19 protein-coding genes and 1 tRNA gene are annotated in these 18,474 nt (G+C 61.8%); 6 read left to right on the plus strand and 14 right to left on the minus strand.

The genetic code is table 11. The annotated features are described in order from the left end of the window. Positions 1 to 10: 10 nt before the first annotated feature. The 5 genes from Q1A85_RS08685 to Q1A85_RS08705 form a co-directional block, all read right to left on the minus strand. A complete protein-coding gene (locus tag Q1A85_RS08685) occupies positions 11 to 1,798 on the minus strand; it encodes a penicillin-binding protein 2 (protein ID WP_299687348.1) in 1,788 nt (595 codons plus the stop codon). Then, positions 1,795 to 2,142, minus strand: a complete 348-nt coding sequence (locus tag Q1A85_RS08690) for a cell division protein FtsL (RefSeq protein WP_299687350.1) — start codon at positions 2,140 to 2,142, stop codon at positions 1,795 to 1,797. Before Q1A85_RS08690 ends, Q1A85_RS08685 begins: the two co-directional genes overlap by 4 nt. Continuing rightward, positions 2,142 to 3,107, minus strand: a complete 966-nt coding sequence (rsmH, locus tag Q1A85_RS08695; protein WP_299687352.1) for a 16S rRNA (cytosine(1402)-N(4))-methyltransferase RsmH — start codon at positions 3,105 to 3,107, stop codon at positions 2,142 to 2,144. The genes Q1A85_RS08690 and rsmH overlap by 1 nt, the downstream gene beginning before the upstream one ends. Continuing rightward, complete coding sequence (mraZ, locus tag Q1A85_RS08700) at positions 3,108 to 3,599, minus strand: division/cell wall cluster transcriptional repressor MraZ (RefSeq protein WP_299687354.1); 492 nt, start codon at positions 3,597 to 3,599, stop codon at positions 3,108 to 3,110. Between the two features lie 619 nt (positions 3,600 to 4,218). Beyond that, positions 4,219 to 5,286 carry an Mrp/NBP35 family ATP-binding protein gene (locus tag Q1A85_RS08705; RefSeq protein WP_299687356.1) on the minus strand — a complete coding sequence of 356 codons (1,068 nt, stop codon included), beginning with the start codon at positions 5,284 to 5,286 and terminating at the stop codon, positions 4,219 to 4,221. Between the two features lie 230 nt (positions 5,287 to 5,516). Here Q1A85_RS08705 and Q1A85_RS08710 point away from each other — a divergent pair, with 230 nt between their 5' ends. Then, complete coding sequence (locus Q1A85_RS08710) at positions 5,517 to 5,750, plus strand: DUF1127 domain-containing protein (protein WP_299687358.1); 234 nt, start codon at positions 5,517 to 5,519, stop codon at positions 5,748 to 5,750. A 256-nt stretch (positions 5,751 to 6,006) separates the two neighbouring features. On the opposite strand, the gene Q1A85_RS08715 is transcribed toward Q1A85_RS08710, so the two are convergent. Further along, positions 6,007 to 8,436, minus strand: coding sequence for a UvrD-helicase domain-containing protein (locus Q1A85_RS08715; RefSeq protein ID WP_299687360.1), 2,430 nt, complete (start codon positions 8,434 to 8,436; stop codon positions 6,007 to 6,009). A 90-nt stretch (positions 8,437 to 8,526) separates the two neighbouring features. Further along, positions 8,527 to 9,003 carry a hypothetical protein gene (locus tag Q1A85_RS08720; protein ID WP_299687362.1) on the minus strand — a complete coding sequence of 159 codons (477 nt, stop codon included), beginning with the start codon at positions 9,001 to 9,003 and terminating at the stop codon, positions 8,527 to 8,529. A gap of 122 nt (positions 9,004 to 9,125) precedes the next feature. Here Q1A85_RS08720 and Q1A85_RS08725 point away from each other — a divergent pair, with 122 nt between their 5' ends. Further along, positions 9,126 to 10,265 carry an alpha-hydroxy acid oxidase gene (locus tag Q1A85_RS08725; RefSeq protein ID WP_299687364.1) on the plus strand — a complete coding sequence of 380 codons (1,140 nt, stop codon included), beginning with the start codon at positions 9,126 to 9,128 and terminating at the stop codon, positions 10,263 to 10,265. A gap of 3 nt (positions 10,266 to 10,268) precedes the next feature. Here the strand turns inward: Q1A85_RS08725 and Q1A85_RS08730 are convergent, their stop codons facing one another. The 4 genes from Q1A85_RS08730 to Q1A85_RS08745 all read right to left on the minus strand — a co-directional run bounded on the left by Q1A85_RS08730 (position 10,269) and on the right by Q1A85_RS08745 (position 15,399). Beyond that, positions 10,269 to 10,742, minus strand: a complete 474-nt coding sequence (locus Q1A85_RS08730) for a YqhA family protein (protein ID WP_299687365.1) — start codon at positions 10,740 to 10,742, stop codon at positions 10,269 to 10,271. A 28-nt stretch (positions 10,743 to 10,770) separates the two neighbouring features. Continuing rightward, on the minus strand, positions 10,771 to 11,484 hold the full coding sequence (locus tag Q1A85_RS08735; RefSeq protein WP_299687367.1) for a phosphotransferase: 714 nt from the start codon (positions 11,482 to 11,484) through the stop codon (positions 10,771 to 10,773). Then, the gene (locus tag Q1A85_RS08740) at positions 11,481 to 14,927 is read right to left on the minus strand and encodes a pyruvate carboxylase (RefSeq protein ID WP_299687369.1); all 3,447 of its coding nucleotides are present in this window, start codon (positions 14,925 to 14,927) and stop codon (positions 11,481 to 11,483) included. The genes Q1A85_RS08735 and Q1A85_RS08740 overlap by 4 nt, the downstream gene beginning before the upstream one ends. A gap of 121 nt (positions 14,928 to 15,048) precedes the next feature. Continuing rightward, positions 15,049 to 15,399 carry a nuclear transport factor 2 family protein gene (locus Q1A85_RS08745; protein WP_299687371.1) on the minus strand — a complete coding sequence of 117 codons (351 nt, stop codon included), beginning with the start codon at positions 15,397 to 15,399 and terminating at the stop codon, positions 15,049 to 15,051. Between the two features lie 93 nt (positions 15,400 to 15,492). On the opposite strand from Q1A85_RS08745, the gene Q1A85_RS08750 reads away from it, so the two are divergent. After that, a complete protein-coding gene (locus Q1A85_RS08750) occupies positions 15,493 to 15,873 on the plus strand; it encodes a VOC family protein (protein WP_299687373.1) in 381 nt (126 codons plus the stop codon). Between the two features lie 12 nt (positions 15,874 to 15,885). Here the strand turns inward: Q1A85_RS08750 and Q1A85_RS08755 are convergent, their stop codons facing one another. The 3 genes from Q1A85_RS08755 to Q1A85_RS08765 all read right to left on the minus strand — a co-directional run bounded on the left by Q1A85_RS08755 (position 15,886) and on the right by Q1A85_RS08765 (position 16,815). Further along, positions 15,886 to 15,984, minus strand: a complete 99-nt coding sequence (locus tag Q1A85_RS08755; protein ID WP_299687374.1) for a YHYH protein — start codon at positions 15,982 to 15,984, stop codon at positions 15,886 to 15,888. A 101-nt stretch (positions 15,985 to 16,085) separates the two neighbouring features. Then, positions 16,086 to 16,487: a hypothetical protein gene (locus tag Q1A85_RS08760; RefSeq protein ID WP_299687375.1), complete on the minus strand. Its 402-nt coding sequence runs from the start codon at positions 16,485 to 16,487 to the stop codon at positions 16,086 to 16,088. A 1-nt stretch (position 16,488) separates the two neighbouring features. After that, positions 16,489 to 16,815, minus strand: a complete 327-nt coding sequence (locus Q1A85_RS08765) for a hypothetical protein (RefSeq protein WP_299687376.1) — start codon at positions 16,813 to 16,815, stop codon at positions 16,489 to 16,491. Positions 16,816 to 16,942: 127 nt separating this feature from the next. On the opposite strand from Q1A85_RS08765, the gene Q1A85_RS08770 reads away from it, so the two are divergent. The 3 genes from Q1A85_RS08770 (at position 16,943) to hisH (ending at position 18,422) form a co-directional block, all read left to right on the plus strand. Continuing rightward, positions 16,943 to 17,017 (plus strand) — tRNA-Gly (locus tag Q1A85_RS08770). 179 nt (positions 17,018 to 17,196) lie between these two features. Beyond that, a complete protein-coding gene (gene hisB / locus Q1A85_RS08775) occupies positions 17,197 to 17,784 on the plus strand; it encodes an imidazoleglycerol-phosphate dehydratase HisB (RefSeq protein ID WP_299687377.1) in 588 nt (195 codons plus the stop codon). Next, positions 17,781 to 18,422, plus strand: coding sequence for an imidazole glycerol phosphate synthase subunit HisH (gene hisH, locus Q1A85_RS08780; protein ID WP_299687378.1), 642 nt, complete (start codon positions 17,781 to 17,783; stop codon positions 18,420 to 18,422). Before hisB ends, hisH begins: the two co-directional genes overlap by 4 nt. Positions 18,423 to 18,474: the final 52 nt, after the last annotated feature.

An 18,474-nucleotide genomic window follows, 5' to 3' on the forward strand; every position in this document is an offset into this window, starting at 1 on the left:
GAAACGCACCTCAGTTGCTGCTGGTCAGCGTTATATCAGCCAGCGTTTTGGGTTCAACGCTGGGACGCAGACCCAGAAGAGGCGCGATGCGCCCGATCATCTCGGCGGCGACGGGCACGGCGGTCCAGCCTGCGGTGCGACGCGGTTCGTCCCCGGAGGTCTCGACAGGTTCGTCCAGCGTCACCACGAGCACGTATTTCGGATCATGCGCCGGGAACAAAGTGGCAAATGTCGCGATCACCTTGTCGTCGTAATACCCGCCGCGCGGGCGCGGCTTGTCCGCTGTGCCGGTTTTGCCACCCACGGCGTAACCCGGAACTTCGCCCATGCTGGCGGTGCCGGTTGTGACCACCTTGCGCAACATGCCCCGCGCTGCACGCGCGGCGCTTTCGCTCATCACACGCGGACCAAGTCGCGGGCCGGTCTGTTTCAGGATCGTGGGCGCAACGACGCGCCCGCCATTGGCAATCGCGGCATAGCCCGCCGCCAGATGCATTGGCGACGACGACAGGCCATGCCCGTAGCTGACCGTGACGGCGCTCAGATCGGTCCAACGTTTGGGCAGCAGCGGCTTGCCGGTGCGCGCCTCAACGATCTCGAACGGTGTCGCTTCGAAAAATCCGATGGACCGCAGGAACTCCTGTTGCCGCTCCACACCAATCTGAAGCGCAAGACGCCCCGTACCCCGGTTCGAGGATTTGACGATGATGTCCGCGACACTCAATTTGCCATAGTTCTTGTTGCGGAACTCACCGATTTTGAACCCACCCACCTTCATCGGCCCGCTGGTGTCGATGACCGTGGACGGGGACACAAGGCCAAGATCAACCGCCTGCGCCGCCGCAAAAATCTTGAAAGTCGAGCCAAGCTCGTAAACGCCCTGCACTGACCGGTTGAAAAGCGGGCTGTCGCTTTGGTCGCCGCTGGTTGCGGGCCGGGGCCGGTTATTGGGGTCAAAATCCGGCAGGCTCACAACCGAGATCACCTCGCCCGTGTGCACATCCATCAAAACGCTGGTGGCACCTTTGGCGTTCATCAACTTCATCCCGCCATACAGGACCTGTTCGGCGGCGGCCTGCACAGTCAGGTCCAGCGACAGGGCCAGTGGGCGCTGGCCATTCGCCGGATCGCGCAGGTAGTCGTCGAAATACTTTTCGACACCTGCTACACCAATCACTTCGGCGGCGCTCACGCCTTCCTTGCCAAAGCTGGCACCGCCCATCACATGCGCGGCAAGCGTGCCGTTGGGATAAAGCCGCATCTCGCGCGGACCAAACAGCAAGCCGGGATCACCGATTTCATGCACCGCCTGCATTTGCTCCGGGCTGATTTTCTTGCGTATCCACAGAAACTTACGCTTGCCCGTGAAATCCGCGAGCAATGCATCCTCTTTCAGATCGGGAAAGATCGCCGCAAGCCCCTTTGCGGCGGCGGCAGGGTCCACCATCAGGGGCGGCTGTGCGTAAAGCGCATGGGTTTCGAAATTGGTCGCCAGCAGACGGCCCTTGCGGTCGACGATATCTGCGCGCGCGGCGGAAATCGCGGCCCCTTGCGCGCTGGCGCGCGGTTCCATCGGCTCTGACGTGGCCAGCATCCCCATGCGGATCGCAACCGTCAGGAATGCGGCAAAGAAAAACACGCCAAGCACCAGCAGACGCCCTTCGGCCCGAGCGCGGGCGCGATCGCGCATCTCTTCGTGCCGGACACGCAGGTTTTCGCGCTCAATGGCGGCGGTGCTTTCGCCCGCGTCACGGGCAGGCAGGATGCGGGCCAGCGGGCGCAACGGGGTGCGGGTCATTCGCTTGCCTCCACGGTGCCGGACACTTCGACCGAGTCGGTGATCGGCGGCAAGTCAGGCGCGGGATACGCCACTTCGTCCACATAGCCAAATTGCTCCGGGCGCAGCGGCAAAAGGCCAAGCCGGTCAAAATTGATGTCCGCCAGATCGCGCAAACGGTCGGGCCGGTTCAGATAGGCCCATTCTGCCTTGAGCACCGCCAGACGTGAATGGGCGGCGCGAATATCTTGGCGCAGCGTGTCGACCTCGGACAGTGCCTCTTGGGTCGCGTAATTCTCGCGGTAGGCCCAGAAGGCAAGGCCGATCACCGCCAGCGTGGTCAGGACGAACAGAACATTGCGCATCAGATACCCCCCCTGACCTGCGGCATTCCGATGGATTTTGGATCAACAGCGCCTGCTGGTGCCGACGTGCGCGTCGCCACGCGCAGTTTGGCCGACCGCGCGCGCGGATTGGCCTGTATCTCGTCCGGTGAGGGCGCAATGGCCTTGCGGCTGCGCAGGGTAAAGGCAGGCGCGTCGGCTTCGGTCTCGGGCGCGTAACGGTTCGCACGGCCCGCACTGCCCGAACGTGCGGCCAAGAACCGTTTGACCATGCGATCTTCGATCGAATGAAAGGTCACAACGGCCAATTGACCACCCGGCTTCAGTGCGCGTTCAGCAGCCATAAGTCCCTGATAGAGCTCATCATACTCGTTGTTCACCGCAATGCGCAGCGCCTGAAAGCTGCGTGTGGCGGGGTGCGACTGGCCCGGCTTGGGGCGTGGCAGGCATTTTTCGATGATGCCCGCCAGTTCCAGCGTGGTGGTGATGGGCCGCGCTGTTATGATGGCGCGCGCGATCCGACGCGAGGCCCGCTCTTCGCCGTAGTGAAACAGAATATCGGCCAGCACAGTTTCGTCGGCGCTGTTGACGACATCGGCTGCGGACGGGCCGTGCTGACTCATCCGCATGTCCAGCGGGCCGTCCTGCATAAAGGAAAAGCCGCGGGCGGCCTGATCCAGCTGCATGGAACTGACACCAAGGTCCAGCACCACGCCATCAAGGCCTAACCCATATGTATCAAGCTGCGAAAACACGCCCGGCTGCATAACAAGGCGGTCGCCATATGCGGCGGCCCAGTCCCGCGCCATGTCAAACGCCAATGGATCGCGGTCCACCGCGATGACCCTATCGGCCCCCGCGTCCAACAGGGCGCGGGTGTAGCCCCCTGCCCCGAACGTGCCATCCAGCCAAACGCCTTGCACCGGCGCGCAAGCGTCCAGAATCGCGTCGATCAGTACAGGAATATGTGGCCCCCCAGCCGTCATCTACCCCAGATCTCCGTCAAGGTAAGCGGATGGGTCAAGGTCAGGATCGAACCCGTCATCATCAAGGGCCGCCATGCTGTCGTCATAGGCTTCGGGCTTCCAAATCTCGAACGTATCACCCGAAGAGACAAAGCGCGCCATACCCTCCAGCCCGATCTTGTCGCGCAGCTTGGCGGGCAGAACGATGCGACCTGTATTGTCGACCTCCGCCTCGACCGATTGAGCGGAATAGAGCCGCTCCATCGCCTTCCGCTTGGCGGAGCCGCGTGGGAATTTCGAAATTTTGTCGTCCACCTCATCCATGGCTTCCATGGTAAAGCCTTCGAGGTAATTGCGCGTCGCGCCGCCGTAGACGATGATCAGGCGGGGCGGCAGGCCATCGGTCCAATCGGGGTCACAAGCCTCGATCACACGGCGAAAGGAGGCCGGGATAGACACCCGCCCCTTTGCGTCCACCTTGTGGTCGCTTTCGCCTCTGAACCTGCGTGCCACCGTTTTGGCCCGTCCCTGTTTTTCCGTACCCGCCCAGGTCTCTGAAATGGAAACGGCGGGTTGATCTGCTGCCACTGATCAACCCGCCGCCCTCGTCCCGCTCTGCGGGATCTCCAGCTGCGCGCGCCACCTGGGGGGATGTCTGCTCGCTCGCGCGCCGGATCTCTTATTTGATGAAAGCGAGGTGCCTGTATGAAACCTGCTAGAGTTTTGTTTTTGCTTGGGGTCGTTTGTTGCCCCGGGCTCGTTCTCATCTTGTGCATTAGGGATGCCATGGGAAAACGTGGGAAGCAATGGTTTTTTGCTGCACTATTGTGAGGCGTGCTGGCTTGAGATCGGATTGTTCGCGCAGAAATGTGTCCTAGAGGAGCCAAGAAATGGCAGATCGTGACCATCAGATGAGGTCATGCACAACATATAGTTCACCACATGACTTACCAATCCTGCCCATAATTTCCCAAAAAACTTCTGAGCAAATACCGCCTGCCGCGAATGTTTATTCTTTGTTCTCATTCAGTTTGGGCAAATCAATTTCGCCACGCCCAAATTTGATTCGAATTCTGTGTCGAAAGCGCGGGCATTCCCACGCTTTCCCATGCGCGCCACGTTGAACGTGGTGTCAGGCCATGCCGCCCTTGATCAGCCCTTGGGCGATCTGGGCATACGCTTGGGCCATTGCCCCTTCACCCGCCGCGATCGGGGTGCCCCCGTCCCCCGCCAACCGGGTTTCAAGGTCGATGGGCAGCGCGCCAAGCAGCGGCACGCCCATATTGCGCGCCTCGGTCGCGACGCCGCCCTGCCCGAACAGAGCATGTTCCGACCCGCAATCGGGACAGACGAACATCGACATGTTTTCGATAAGGCCCAGCACGGGCGTGTTCAGGGTCGCAAACATGTCGATGGCCTTGCGCGCGTCAATCAATGCAACATCCTGCGGCGTGCTCACCACTATGGCGCCGGTCAGTTCGGATTTCTGACACAGTGTGAGTTGAACGTCGCCGGTGCCGGGCGGCAGATCGACAAGCAGGACGTCCAGTTCGCCCCACTGCACCTGCCCCAGCATCTGTTGCAGCGCACCCATCAGCATGGGCCCGCGCCAGACAATCGCCTTGCCCTCTTCCATCATGAACCCGATGGACATGAGCGTGACACCATGCGCCCGAAGCGGAATGATGGTCTTGCCGTCCGGGGACGCAGGGCGTTTGTTTACGCCCATCATGCGCGGCTGGGACGGACCGTATATATCAGCGTCCAGCAGGCCAACTTTGCGCCCCTGCCGCGCCAGCGCTACCGCAAGGTTGGAGGACACGGTGGATTTGCCCACCCCGCCCTTGCCCGACCCGATGGCAAGAATGCGCTGCACGCCTGCGGGTTTGGTCGGGCCAGCCTGTGGCGTTGGGTGTCGCCCGATCTTGAGGTCAGGCGGCGGTGCTTTGGGGGCCGCCGGGCCATGGGCGGTGAGCGCCACGCGCACGTCCCGCACACCATCCAGCGCGCGCACCGCAGCCTCTGCGGCGAGGCGGACCGGTTCCATCCGGGCCGCGTCCTCGGCGCTTGGCGCTTCGATCACAAATGTCACAACACCATCATTGACGGTCACGGCGCGCACAAAATCGGCGCTCACAAGGTCGCCACCGCTTGGCAGCGCGATCCGCGCCAGTGCAGCCATGATGTCGGAGTTTGTCATTGATGCGCCCGTTTCTTCGCCAGTTCGCTGCATTAACTGGCAGGTTTACGCAGGAGAACAAGGGGGGCGCGGCAATTTGCGGGCCAGCGCATAAACCTTGTGCGCAATGCCTCGGATTTCAACCGCAACCCCATGCAATTGCTGCATAGCAGCATTGAGCCAGTGGCTATTGTGCAATCGCAGCATTTCACTATCTTTGTCTCAACGAAGACGAACATGAGGCGAAAAAAATGGCCTATTACAACGAAGTCGCACAACGCAGTGATCTGGTGGAACGCCTTTTGGGCTCCGCCGCCCGTTACCTGACCGCAGCCGCAGAGCGTCGCGCAGTGCGTCGCACGTACCGCACGACACTGGCAGAGCTGCAGACCCTGTCGAACCGCGAACTGGCGGATCTGGGCCTGCACCGGTCTGAACTCAAGCGCATCGCTTGGGACTCCGCGCACGGCAACACCGTCCGCTAAGAACACCGAGATCAGATGTTCCTCTCCTCCTCCCTGGGACATCTGAGATTTGCGGCGGCGCCGACCTCCTCCCTGGCGTCGCCGCACCTTTAACACCGCGTCGAACCTTAGGCGCACCAAGCTACATCTCAGCCGGTCTTCCTCCTCCCTGACCGCAGGATGTAAAAAGAACGGCGGCCCCTCCTCCCTGGGGTCGCCGTTTCTTTTTTATGCCAACGGAACACGGCGTGTTCCGCGCATCTCGGTGCGTTGGGTCCTAAAAGGGGATGTCGTCCGCACTGCTGATAAAGCGTGAGACGACCTTTTTCAGCCCTGCCTTCTCAAATTCGATATCGAGCTTGTCGCCCTCGATCCCGACAATGGCACCGTAGCCGAATTTTTGGTGAAACACCCGCTGGCCCACCGTAAAGCTCGACACGGCGTTCATGTCGATCACGGTGTTGCGGCTTTCCTTGGGCTGACTGATGGGCCGGTCACCGGCCCGCGCCTGCAACCGTTTCCAACCCGGCGAGTTGTAGACGTTCGCCTCTGCCGCAGCCTGATGCAACGTCGATTGCACGCCACCAGGGGCTGCCGCCGCGCCAAACCCGCCACCGTAGAGGCCAGGCGGCGTCAGCACGTCCACGTGATCCTCGGGCAATTCGTCAATAAAGCGCGATGGCATCGACGATTGCCATTGACCAAACACACGCCGATTGGCCGCAAAAGAGATTGTGCAGACTTCCTCGGCGCGGGTAATGCCCACATAGGCCAGCCGCCGCTCTTCCTCGAGCCCCTTGATCCCGCTTTCATCCATACTGCGTTGAGACGGAAACAGGCCGTCCTCCCAGCCGGGCAAAAACACTTGCGGAAACTCCAGCCCCTTGGCCGCGTGCAGGGTCATGATGGACACTTTGGCCCCACCATCATCCTGTTCGTTGTCCATGATCAGCGACACATGTTCGAGAAAGCCCTGCAGGTTCTCGAACCCTTCGAGCGCCTTGACCAGTTCCTTGAGGTTCTCCAACCGCCCAGGCGCCTCGGGCGTCTTGTCGTTCTGCCAATGCGCGGTGTATCCGCTTTCGTCGAGGATAATTTCGGCCAGTTCCACATGGCTGACAGGTGGCGGGCCGTAATCCACGCGCAGCGGTGCGACACCGTCGTCCAGCACCGCGTCATCCTCGACCACTTCAATGCGCGGGCCGCGCAATTTGCTGTTCCAGCGGGCGATGCCGTCGACAAGCGCGCGCAACTCGGCGCCGCCCTTGCCCTTGATCAACCCCTGATCCACCGCCAGCCGCGCCCCCTCGACAAGGCTCACGCCATTGGCGCGCGCGGTGATCTGAATGGTCTGTTGCGCCTTGTCCCCAAGGCCCCGTTTGGGCGTGTTCACGATCCTTTCAAACGCCAGATCATCTTCCGGGGACACCACAACGCGAAAATAGGCCATAGCATCGCGGATCTCCATCCGCTCGTAGAACCGAGGGCCACCAATCACACGGTAGGGCAGCCCAATGGTCAGAAATCGGTCTTCGAAGGCCCGCATCTGGTGGGATGCGCGCACGAGGATGGCCATGTCATCAAGGCTTATGGGCCGCATCCCGCGGGTGCCTCTTTGCCCGGCCTCAATCTCCTCGCCGATCCAGCGCGCCTCTTCCTCACCGTCCCAATGACCGATCAGGCGGACCTTTTCGCCGTCGTTCTTGTCGGTCCACAGGGTCTTGCCCAGACGGTTTTCGTTGCCGTCGATGACGCCGGAGGCCGCGCCAAGGATATGCGGCGTAGAGCGGTAGTTCTGTTCGAGCCGTACAACATGCGCCCCCGGAAAGTCCTTTTCGAATCGCAGGATGTTGCCCACCTCAGCGCCGCGCCAGCCATAGATCGACTGGTCGTCGTCACCCACGCAGCAGATATTCTTGTGCCCCTGCGCCAACAGCCGCAACCAGAGATATTGCGCGACGTTGGTGTCCTGATATTCGTCCACAAGGATAAAGGCGAACCAGCGCTGGTACTGCGCCAACACGTCCTCGTGGGTCTGAAAGATCGTGACCATGTGCAAGAGCAGATCGCCGAAATCACAGGCATTCAGTTCTTTCAGTCGGGTCTGATACTGCGCATAAAGCTCCACACCTTTGTGATTGAATGCCCCGCCATCGGCGGCAGGCACTTTGTCAGGCGTCAGCGCGCGGTTCTTCCAGCCATCAATGATCGAGGACAGTTGGCGGGCGGGCCACCGCTTGTCGTCGATGCCTGCGGCTGAAATGAGCTGCTTCATCAGCCGAATCTGGTCGTCCGTGTCGAGGATGGTGAAATTGGACTTGAGCCCGACAAGTTCGGCGTGTCGGCGCAACAGCTTGACGCAAATGGCGTGGAACGTGCCCAGCCATGGCATCCCCTCGATGGACTGGCCCAGCATCTGGCCCACGCGATTCTTCATCTCGCGGGCTGCCTTGTTGGTGAACGTCACGGCGAGGATTTCGTTCGGGCGGGCCCTGCCCGTGTTCAGCAGGTGAACGATGCGAGCGGTCAGGGCGCGGGTCTTGCCCGTGCCCGCCCCTGCCAGCATCAGCACCGGACCATCCAGCCGCTCCACCGCTTCGCGTTGCGCGGGGTTCAGGCCATCCAGATAGGGTTGCGGACGCGCCGCCATGGCGCGCGCCGACAACGAAGCGCCCTCAAAGGCGTCCATTTCATCGAAACTGCTCATGGCGCACAGTCTAGCGTGACTGCGCGCCAAACAAAAGGTGTTCACAAAATGTTCCCGCGCTGATCCTGATAAAAGGTGCGCGGGACCGGATCAGGCGGCGGAGCGGGCCAGCAACTCGGCCGCAGAGGGCAGGCTCAGGTCCCGGCCACGGGGTTCCGGCACGGGAAATGGGGCGCGGGCGGATGTCGGCTGGAACTGTTGCGTCATCGCGGTTTGCGCGCCGGACAGTCCGATACGGATCGCCAGTTCCGGTGTCACCTCGGTGCCCAATACCGCACACAGGGTCGGGAACGCCTCGGCCAGCGTGTCCATATCCCAACCGACATTCTGCGACCACAGAACCGTCGTCAGGCTCGTGTTGCGTTCTTCGGCAAGACCCAGCAGATCACCAAGCGCGTCGCCAAAAGCATCGGCGCTGGCCACAAGGACATCCACCGGCAGGCGTGTCAGCGCCTCTTCGCCCACAGCGAGGTTTGCCGTGGCGGTCGCAAAAATGTTGCGTTCCAGCGACGCCATCATGGTGCGGTCGCGCCGGTCCGTCTTTTCGTCAATGATCAGTACTTGCATGGCCAGTTGCCCTTCCTCTTGTGCGATTGTTCGACTCGCAGATTGCGCAACTGCTCTTAAAATTATCTGAAGATTCGCGAGATTGCTGGACAGGCTCCGCACAGCGATAAATGGTGCGCGTCATGGACCTGAATACCCGCTATCCCGCCCTGTCTGATCTGCGTGCCCGCGCGCAGGCACGCATCCCCAAATTCGTGTGGGAATATCTCGACAGCGGCACAGGCGTCGAGGCGACGAAAACACGTAACCGTATGGCGCTGGATCGTGTTGGCCTGACCCCATCCATCCTGCATGGCGAATTTACACCCGATCTGAGTGCATCGCTGTTCGGGCACCAATTTCCCCTGCCCGTCGGCATCGCGCCCGTTGGGATGTCGGGACTGATCTGGCCCGACGCAGAGCGGATGTTGGCGCAGGCCGCCGCCCGGATTGGCGTGCCCTACACCTTGTCCACTGTGGCCACCGTCGCCCCCGAGGATATCGCGGACGCGTTGGGCCCGCACGCATGGTTTCAGATGTATCCGCCCCGCGATCCCGACATTCGATCCGACATGTTGCGGCGCGCGCGCGGGGCCGGGTTTTCGACCCTTGTGCTGACAGTGGATGTGCCCGTCGCATCGCGGCGCGAACGGCAAACCCGGTCGGGGCTGACCAACCCACCCAAGCTGACGCCGCGCCTGATGGCGCAAGTGGCGACCCGCCCCGCTTGGGCCATGGCCATGGCACGTCGCGGGATGCCCCGGATGCGGATGCTGGACGCCTATTCCGATGGCACGGCGGGCAACCTGCCGACCACGGCGCATGTGGGCTATCTTTTGCGAACCTCGCCCGACTGGGACTATGTCGCTTGGTTGCGCGATGCGTGGGAGGGGCCGTTTGTGATCAAGGGCGTGCAGCGCCCCAAGGACGCCAAACGGCTTGAGGGGATGGGGGTTGATGCGATCTGGGTGTCGAACCACGCGGGCCGCCAATTCGATGCAGGGCCTGCCACGATCGAGGTGTTGCCTGCCATTCGCACCGCCACCACGTTGCCGATCCTGTTTGACAGCGGAGTTGAGGGTGGTCTGGACATCTTGCGCGCGTTCGCATCGGGCGCGGATTTCGTGATGATGGGCCGTGCCTGGCATTATGCCATTGCGGCCTTGGGCGCGCGCGGACCGGATCATCTCGCGCATATTCTGAGCGAAGATCTCAGGGCCAATATGGGCCAGTTGGGCGCCCACGACCTGACGGCTTTGGGCACGCCCTTTGCATTGCGCTGAGCGCTACTTGGCCCCCGGTTTACCGGACAGGAAATAGGTCAGCGCGGCAATCACCACACCACAGCCGACACCGTAGCCCAGCAGGTCGCGTTCGCCGTCCCAGCCCACAACCTGACCCAGAAACAGCACCCCAATCACGACAATCACAACCGCGATCAGCTTGTTTTTGAGATCATCCAGCGTTTTGATCGACAGCCATTCCGGCACGGACACGTCCGAACTGATGAACAGCTCATAAAGTCCCAACGCGATGATGTAGAAAACAGTACCCAGCAAGAACAGATCGACAATCTCGATGAATTCAAGGGCCAGCGCCTTGGCGCCTTTGCGCGACACCTCGCCGGTCTCAACCGTGGTCCAGATCAGCTGGATCGATTCCAGCAGGCCATAAACCAACAAGGTCACCGCCGCGAGAAGGGACCCAAGAACGGCCAAGATAATCAAAAAGCGGCTTGAGCCGAGTAATCTGCTGAGCATGATCCCGTTGTGCGCGACCGTGTCGCGTTCAACAAGAGGCCGGGCGCGATTTTCTTTGCCGCATCCTGTCCAGTAGAAAGCGCCGCGCCAGCGCGCGCGCCCGCGCCGGTTCAGGCCGCCAGCAACTGGCAATTTCCATGGCCAAGGCTGCGCGCGCCTCGGTCGTGGTGCCGCGTCCCAGCGCGACCCTGTCAAAGCCTGGATGATCCAGCCGCGCCTCGTCCCAGTCGATTACGGTAACCCCGTGCACGCTGCGGATCAGGTTTGTCCGATTGAGATCTCCATGAACGACCCGTGGCGCTGTCTGCGGCAGCGCGGCCCACGCCCGGCGCACGGCCCGCAACAGGGGGTTTGGCACGGTCGAGAGATCAATGTCGCCACTGCAGGGAACATATCGCAACGCGCGCGTGTGGGCAAAGCCGGGCCGCTGACCAAAAGCGGTCGACAGATATGGCCACACCCGGCGCAGCGCCGACGCATCGCATGGCGCACCATGAACAAAGGGTTCGCAAGTCCAGCCCTGGACGACCAACGCACCGCGCGCGCTGCGCATGGGGCGCGGAGCGTGCAGACCGCGCATCGCCAGCGCCTCCATCACCGGCAGCAACCACGCCACAGCCGCCTCTGTCCGGCGGGTGGATTTCACCACATGATTGCCCACCCTCAACACGGTGTTGCGGTGTCCACCCGGCAGTGGCACAGGCGCGCCCGATAGACCCCACGCATCAAGCGGCGGCGTCACTCCAGTTCGACCAGCAAATCCTTGGCGTCGATCTGACCACCGGCAGAGACATGCACCGCCTTGATCACGGCGTCGCGCTCGGCATGGATGCCGGTCTCCATCTTCATCGCCTCAATGGTTAGCAGCAGATCGCCTTCGCTGACCTCCTGCCCTGCGCTCACGCCAACGGTGGCGACGACGCCCGGCATCGGGGCACCCACGTGGTCGGCATTGCCGTCTTCGGCCTTGGGACGGCTCACGGTGTTTGCCTTGACCAGACGGTTCGGCACGCGGATCGTGCGCGGCTGGCCGTTGAGTTCAAAGAACACCCGCACCTCGCCGTCTTCGTTTGTCTCGCCCACGGCCTGCATCCGGATTTCCAGCGTCTTGCCGGGGTCGATCTCGGCGGTGATCTCTTCGCCCGGCTGCATCCCGTAAAAGAACGTCTTGGTCGGCAGGGTCCGGACGGGTCCGTAGGTGCGATGCCGTCCCATGTAGTCGAGAAAGACCTTGGGATACATCAAATAGCCGCTCAGGTCTTCGTCATCGACCGCGCGGCCATCAAGCTGTTTGGACAGATCGGCCCGTGTGTCTTCGAGGTCCACAGGTGCGACACCCTTGCCCGGTCGATCCGTGTTCGGGCTCTCCCCCTTGAGGACCTTGGCTACAAGCGCATCCGGAAAACCACCGGGAGGCTGGCCCAGATTGCCGCGCATCATGTCCACCACACTATCGGGGAACGCAACCTCTTTGTCGGGATGTTCGACATCCGCGCGGGTCAGGTTCTGGCTGACCATCATCAGCGCCATGTCGCCCACCACTTTGGAGGACGGCGTCACTTTGACGATATCGCCAAACATCTGGTTTACGTCCGCATAGGTACGGGCGACCTCGTGCCAACGATCCTCAAGGCCAAGGCTGCGGGCTTGCGCCTTGAGGTTGGTGAACTGACCACCGGGCATCTCGTGCAGGTACACTTCGGAGGATGGGGCCTGCATTCCGCTTTCGAACGCAGCATAATGATCCCGCACCGCCTCCCAATAGTCTGAGATGTCGCGGATTGCGTCCACGCTCAGCCCGGTATCGCGGTCAGTGTTCTTGAGCGCGCCCACCACGGTACCCAGCGTTGCCTGACTGGTGTTGCCCGACAGCGCGTCCATGGCGCAATCGACCGCGTCCACGCCCGCCTCGGCGGCGGCGAGGATGGTGGCGCAGGCGATACCGGCGGTGTCGTGGGTGTGGAAGTGGATGGGCAGACCCACCTCTTGCTTCAACGCGCGCACCAGCACGCGGGCGGCAGCAGGTTTCAAAAGGCCCGCCATATCCTTCAGGCCCAGCACATGCGCGCCTGCATCTTTCAGCTGGTTGCCCATGTCGACATAGTATTTCAGGTCATACTTGGCCCGGTCCGGGTTCATGATGTCGCCGGTGTAACAGATTGTGCCCTCGCAGACCTTGTTCTGCTCTTGCACGGCATCCATCGCGACGCGCATATTTTCGACCCAGTTGAGGCTGTCAAAGACGCGGAAGACGTCAATGCCGGTGGTGGCGGCCACGCGCACAAATTCCTGCACGACATTGTCCGGGTAATTGGTGTAGCCCACCCCGTTTGCCCCGCGCAGCAGCATCTGGGTCATCAGGTTTGGCATCTTTTCCCGCAAGCCGCGCAGACGCTCCCACGGGCATTCCTGCAAGAACCGGTAGGCCACGTCGAACGTGGCCCCGCCCCAGCATTCAACGCTGAAGAGCTGCGGCAGGTTGGCGGCGTAGGCGGGCGCCACCTTGATCATGTCATAGCTGCGCATCCGCGTGGCCAGCAGCGACTGGTGCCCGTCGCGCATCGTGGTGTCGGTAATCAGCAACTGGCTTTGCGCTTTCATCCAGTCAGCGACGGCTTGCGGGCCTTTTTGTTCCAGCAGGTTGCGCGTGCCCATCTGGTGGGACGGGTCAGCCTCAAGTGCGGGCGGTTTGGGGTCCTTGAGGTCGGCGCGCGGGCGCGGACGGTCCTTCACCTCCGGGTGCCCGTTTACGGTGATGTCGGCAATATAGGTCAGCACCTTGGTGCCCCGGTCCCGGCGGCGCTTGAACTGGAACAGACCCGGCGTGTCGTCGATGAACTTGGTCGTGTATTCATTCGACAGGAACGTGGGGTGTTTCAACAGGTTTTCGACAAAGGCGATATTGGTGCTGACCCCGCGGATACGGAATTCGCGCAAGGCGCGGTCCATCCGGGCAATGGCAATTTCAGGTGTTGGACCCTTTGCCGTGACCTTGGTCAGCAAGCTGTCGTAGTAGCGCGTGATCACACCGCCCGCGTAAGCCGTGCCGCCGTCCAGACGAATGCCAAGCCCCGTGGCCGACCGATAGGCGGTGATCCGTCCGTAATCGGGGATGAAATTGTTTTGCGGATCCTCGGTGGTCACACGGGTTTGCAGCGCGTGCCCGTTCAGTTGCACGTCGTCCTGCGTGTCCTTGCCGGTCGCTTCGGCGATGGTCTTGCCTTCGGCAATCAGGATTTGCGCACGCACGATGTCGATGCCTGTGACCTCTTCGGTCACGGTGTGTTCGACCTGCACGCGGGGGTTCACTTCGATGAAGTAGAACTTGTCGGTTTCCATATCCATCAGGAATTCGACCGTACCGGCGCATTCATAATTCACGTGTTTGCAGATCTTGTAGCCAAGATCGCAGATTTCGGCGCGTTGTGCTTTGGTCAGGTACGGCGCGGGCGCGCGTTCGACGACCTTTTGGTTGCGGCGCTGGACGGAACAATCCCGTTCATAGAGGTGATACATGCCGCCATGCTTGTCGCCGAGGATTTGCACCTCGACATGGCGGGCGCGGGTGATCATCTTTTCCAGGTAGCCTTCGCCGTTGCCAAAGGCTGCTTCGGCCTCGCGACGGCCTTCGAGCACCTTTTCCTCGACCTCGTGTTCGCCGTGGATCGGGCGCATTCCGCGACCACCCCCGCCCCATGACGCCTTGAGCATCAAGGGGTAGCCGATTTCGGCGGCCTCTTTCTTGATCGCGACCATATCGTCGCCCAGCACCTCGGTTGCCGGGATCACCGGCACACCCGCCTCGACCGCCACTTTGCGCGCCGACGCCTTGTCGCCCAGCGCCCGCATGGTGTCGGCCTTGGGACCGATAAAGGTGATGCCCGCCTGATCGCAGGCATCCACAAAATCCGGGTTCTCCGACAGCAGACCATAGCCCGGATGGATTGCATCCGCGCCGCACATCTTGGCCACGCGAATGATCTCTTCGATGCTCAGGTACGCGGCAACAGGCCCCATCCCCTCGCCGATGCGATACGCCTCATCCGCCTTGAACCGGTGCAGGCCCAGCTTGTCTTCTTCGGCAAAGACGGCGACCGTCTTTTTCCCCATTTCGTTCGCCGCCCGCATAATGCGGATGGCAATTTCGCCACGGTTTGCAATCAGGATTTTTTGGAAATCGGGCATGAGAGCTGTCCCTTGAGCACGTCTTTTGCAGTTGCAGCATGGTCTATGACGTTTACGTGACGGGAACAACTCGTAGTTCTGGGTATGAACGGGCGCGCGACCTGCGCACCCGTTCGTGGTTTCAGCCCTTGTTGTAGTAGAACACCTCGCGCACGACCTTGCCGTCCTTCCACGTCTGGAAGGCGACCTGACGCTGTATGATGCGGTCACCGCCATGGGGCGTCATCTCGAACTCCCATTCGATGGCGGCTTCGTTGCCGTCAATGGCGATACGGCCCACGCGCGCCTCGTGGAATGTGACGGAGGCCACGAACGCCTCTTCGAAGGCGCGGTTTTCGGCCTTGCCGACGCGGTCTTCGACGCCGTTCTCGCTCATCACGATGTCATCGGCATACCATGTGTCAAAGGTCTCAACGATTTCGCCACGCAGAATGCCGTCAATTACGGCTTGTACATTTTCACGGATGGACATGGTGCGTCTCCTCACTCATTTGTTGTCTGCTACCGAACATACGTCGCGCAAATTTGCAAAAAACTGGTATTCCTACAGATCAATGGTTCAAAAATGCACATAACCGCTTTCTCCATCCTCGTGCCGGACTACGACACCGGTATCGCCTTTTTCTGCGGTACGCTGGGGTTCTCGTTGATTGCGGACGAAAATCAAGGGCGCAAACGCTGGGTTGAGGTGCGCGCGCCGGGTGCGCAAACCTCCATCATTCTCGCGCGCGCGGACGGGCCAACGCAACAGGCCGCCATCGGGCAACAGGGCGCGGGCCGCGTTTGGTTGTTTCTGGAAACGGATGATTTTGCGCGTGACCATGCGCGACTGACACAAGCCGAGGGGATCACGTTCGAAGAAGCCCCGCGCCATGAACCCTATGGCACGGTCGCGGTCTTTCGCGACCCGTTCGGCAATCGTTGGGACCTGATCCAGCGCGCCTGACCTGCTGAGCGCTTAGATGGGAAAACCGTCAGCGGCATAGCCGATCAGTGGCGACGCCTCTGAGGATGACCAGCCAAGCGGCTGCATCAACCCGACGGGCAGTCCATGCAATGGTATGGCCTTGCGCGCCGCACGTGGGCATGGTTTGCCTCCAGCCCCAGTGCCACGGCCCCACCCATCGCATTGTAGTGCCAGCCACTGCGCGGGTTGCATTACCAGAATTCGGCTGCGTTGGGATCAAAGGGCACGTCGTTCACCGCCACGCCAAAGGAAGCACCGCGCGGCAAGGGACGTGCAGCACCAAGGCGCGGCGATACCGGCATTTCGAACCTGTGACGCGGGCCCACCCTAGGGTTCGGATTGCGCGCGTTCGGAAATTGACCAACCCTGTGTGTGGGCACACCGTTGGAGGTGATGATGCGTGTGCGTCCGACGACTGCCATCTCACCGTGCCCGCCGCGCACCTGTTGACGTGCATTCGCCAGCGGGATGTCTCCCGCCTCCGTCGCGCTGTGTTGGAGCAGCTTGGGCTGTGCATCTGATTGCGCGACACAGGCCACCACAATCGCCACGCTCAGCATCATCAGTTTCCACGTGCTCCAACTTGCCAACATTTCAACGCTCCTTGTGCAATCCAGACATCGCCTGCGCCCGATCCGGGATGACCACGACGCCGCCCTGCCCGGCTGCGCCGAAACCAATGTTCAACATAAAATTGCCCGGCGGCTCTGTGTTGAAGCGCAACCGGGTCGAGATTGCGGTGTCCTGCGCAAATTCAACCGGCAGCGGCTCGGGCAGGTCCAGCGCCGCCGCAGAAGCGGACAGGCCGCTGATGGTCAGGTCCTGCCCATGCAGCCCGTCATGGGCTTGCGCGAACCCCACCCACAGGCTGAGCGCCGCAGCGGTCAACAAGACGACCAAGCGGGTCGCGATCTGTTTCATCCGTGCCATCCCCATTCAACGCGGCGCATGTCGCTTTCCGTCGCGTGAGCGCGCTATTTTTTGACTGCCCCCATTTTTCCTCTTGCAGCCAGCCCGCGAGATAAGTATCTGACCCCCACCCAAGGAAGCGGGCGTAGCTCAGGGGTAGAGCATAACCTTGCCAAGGTTAGGGTCGGGCGTTCGAATCGCCTCGCCCGCTCCAATTTCTCCTCTTCGGAGAAGGACTGACAGGGTCGCCAACGGGCGGCCCTTCGTCGTTTCGGGGACCATGTGTGCCCACTGTGCTGCAAAACCACGCTTTGCGCTTCACGCTGCACTGGCCCTTGGCCCACAGGCCCCTGCCCCCTATAGAAGCGCGGAACGATTGCAGGAGCCTGCCCCATGCGCAGCCACACCATCACGCGCACCACCGCCGAGACGGACATATCGGTCGAACTGAACCTCGACGGGACCGGACGCTATGACAACCAGACCGGTGTCGGTTTTTTTGACCACATGCTGGACCAGTTGGCGCGTCATGCCCTTATCGACATGACGGTGCGGTGCGCGGGTGATCTGCACATTGACGACCATCACACGGTCGAGGATGTGGGCATTGCCATTGGTCAGGCATTGACTGCCGCGATGGGCGACAAGACGGGCATCCGCCGCTATGGATCGTGCCTGCTGCCGATGGATGACGCGCTGGTGCGTGCGGCACTCGATCTGTCGGGCCGACCCTTCCTTGTGTGGAACGTGGACATGCCGACGCACAAGATCGGAACCTTTGACACGGAACTGGTGCGCGAATTCTTTCAGGCGCTCAGCACCCATGGTGGCATCACGTTGCACGTGGACATGCTCCACGGGTTGAATGCGCACCACATAGCCGAGGCCGCCTTCAAGGCGGTGGCACGCGCCCTGCGCGACGCGCTGGAGGTGGACCCGCGACGCGCCGATGCGATCCCGTCGACCAAGGGCGCTCTATGAGCCTCACGGTCCTGATCGACTACGAAAGCGGCAATCTGCATTCGGCCCAGAAGGCGTTTGAACGCATGGCTTTGGACGCGGATGCGGGCGACGTGGTTGTCACTGCGGACGCCGATCTGGTGGCGCGGGCTGACCGGATCGTGTTGCCGGGCGACGGGGCCTTTCCGGCCTGCGCGGCAGCGCTGCGCGGGGCGGGCGGCATCTATGACGCGCTGCGCGAGGCCGTCGAGCAGCGCGGGCGGCCTTTCCTTGGTATCTGCGTCGGGATGCAGTTGATGGCCACGTGGGGGCGAGAATACGAGGACACGGCGGGTCTTGGCTGGATCGATGGTGACGTGGTGCGCATCACGCCCCAAGACCCTGCGCTGAAGGTCCCGCATATGGGCTGGAACGATCTGGTGATTGAAACACCGCATCCGGTGTTTGAGGGCGTGGCATCAGGCGACCACACCTATTTCGTCCACTCCTACCAGTTCCACGTGACCAACCCGGCAGAGCGTTTGGCCCATGTCGATTACGCGGGCGATGTCACCGCCATTGTCGGGCGCGACACCATGCTGGGGATGCAGTTTCACCCGGAAAAGAGCCAGGACGTCGGCCTGCGCATGATCCGCAATTTCCTGACTTGGGCACCCTAAGCGGCATTGCGCCCCGTGCACACCACACCCGGCCCATGGGACTGCGCGGCAA

Origin of the sequence: uncultured Tateyamaria sp. (genome assembly GCF_947503385.1) — a bacterium.
Lineage (GTDB): Bacteria > Pseudomonadota > Alphaproteobacteria > Rhodobacterales > Rhodobacteraceae > Tateyamaria.